Below are 1,982 nucleotides of genomic sequence, written 5' to 3' on the forward strand. Positions count from 1 at the left end.
GCCCCGGACACCCGGACGGAGGACGGAGCGCAGCACCCCGCCGACGGCGAGGCCCCCGCCGCCCCGCCCGCGACCCCGCCCGCCCCCGGATACGACGACGTCGAACGCGAGGCCGTCCTGCGGGTCATGCGCGAGCGCCGCGACATCCGCAACGGCTTCCGCGGCGACCCCATCCCGCACGAGGTCCTGCTCCGGGTCCTGGAGGCCGCCCACACCGCACCGAGCGTCGGCCACTCCCAGCCCTGGGACTTCGTGGTCATCCGTTCCGCGGAGACCCGCCGGACCATGCACGAACTCGCGCAGCGCCAGCGCGAGGCGTACGCCAAGTCGCTCCCCAAGGGCCGGGCCAAGCAGTTCAAGGAACTGAAGATCGAGGCGATCCTCGACACACCGGTCAACATCGTCGTCACCGCCGATCCCACCCGCGGGGGCCGCCACACCCTCGGCCGGCACACCCAGCCCCAGATGGCCCCGTACTCCTCGGCGCTCGCGGTCGAGAACCTGTGGCTCGCCGCCCGCGCCGAAGGCCTCGGCGTCGGCTGGGTCAGCTTCTTCGACGAGCGCGAGATGGTCCGGGCGCTGGGCCTGCCCGAACACCTCGAAGTCGTCGCGTACCTGTGCGTCGGCTACGTCGACGAGTTCCCGGAGGAGCCCGAGCTCATGCAGGCGGGCTGGTCCAAGCGCCGGCCGCTGTCCTGGGTCGTCCACGAGGAGACGTACGGCCGGCGGGCCCTGCCCGGCGAGGAGCCGCACGACCTGCTCCAGGAGACCATCGCCGCCATCCGCCCGCTGGACGCCAAGGCGCTCGGCGAGGCATGGGAGCGCCAGAAGCGGATGACGAAGCCCGCGGGCGCGCTCGGCATGCTGGAGATCATCTCGGCGCAGCTCTCCGGACTCTCCCGGATGTGCCCGCCGCCGATCCCCGAGCCCGCGGCCGTCGCCATCTTCGCCGGTGACCACGGCGTGCACGCCCAGGGCGTCACGGCGTGGCCGCAGGAGGTCACCGGCCAGATGGTCGCCAACTTCCTCGGCGGCGGCGCGGTGTGCAACGCCTTCGCCGCCCAGGTCGGCGCGGAGGTCTGCGTGGTCGACGTGGGCGTCGCCTGCGAGCTGCCCGCGACCCCCGGGCTGCTGCCCCGGAAGGTCCGGCCGGGAACGGCCGACTTCACGACCGGTCCCGCGCTCACCCGGGACGAGGTGCTCGCCGCGATCGAGGTCGGCATCGAGACGGCCCGCGACCTGGTGGCGGCCGGCAACAAGGGCCTGCTGACCGGCGAGATGGGCATCGCCAACACCACCGCGTCGGCGGCGCTGATCTGCGTGTACACCGGCCTGGACCCGTCCGAGGTGACCGGCCGGGGCACCGGGATCAACGACGAGATGCACGCCCGCAAGGTCGACGTGGTCCGCCGTGCCCTGGAGCTGCACCGGCCCGACCCCGCGGACCCGATCGGGGTGCTCGCGGCGGTCGGCGGTCTGGAGCACGCCGCCATGGCGGGCTTCCTCCTGGGCGGTGCCTCCCTGCGCACACCGGTGATCCTCGACGGGGTGAGCGCCGGAGCCGCGGCGCTGGTCGCCCGGGCCATCGCCCCCGAGGCGCTCGCCGCCTGCATCGCGGGGCACCGGAGCGCGGAACCCGGCCACGTGGCCGCCCTCAACAAACTGGGGCTGCGCCCGCTGGTCGACCTCGACCTCCGCCTCGGCGAGGGCACCGGTGCCCTGCTCGCGCTCCCCATCGTGCAGAGCGCTGCCCGGGCGATGCACGAGGTCGCGACGTTCGACTCGGCGGGAGTGACGGAGAAGTAGTGGCCGTGACGGGGGAAGCAGTGGCCGTGACGGAGCGGTAGCGGGAGCGACGGGCAGACGGGCGGCCGGGCTGTGCCCCGCCGTACCGGCGGCCGGGAGCGCCCCGCACGGCCGCCGTACGTCCCCCGGTCACCGCCCGGCCCGGCCCCTGCCGGGACCGGCGGTGACCGGTCCCG

Annotated in this window: 1 protein-coding gene; it reads left to right on the forward strand. The window is 74.8% G+C overall.

What is annotated here, in order from left to right; all coding sequences use genetic code 11:
- Positions 1–1,806 (forward strand): nicotinate-nucleotide--dimethylbenzimidazole phosphoribosyltransferase (gene cobT / locus ABZ371_RS32080; protein WP_358686352.1); only part of this gene is annotated, 1,806 nt, incomplete at its 5' end.
- Positions 1,807–1,982: the final 176 nt, after the last annotated feature.

This window comes from Streptomyces sp. NPDC005899 (assembly GCF_040629645.1).
In the GTDB taxonomy this organism is placed as follows: Bacteria; Actinomycetota; Actinomycetes; order Streptomycetales; family Streptomycetaceae; genus Streptomyces.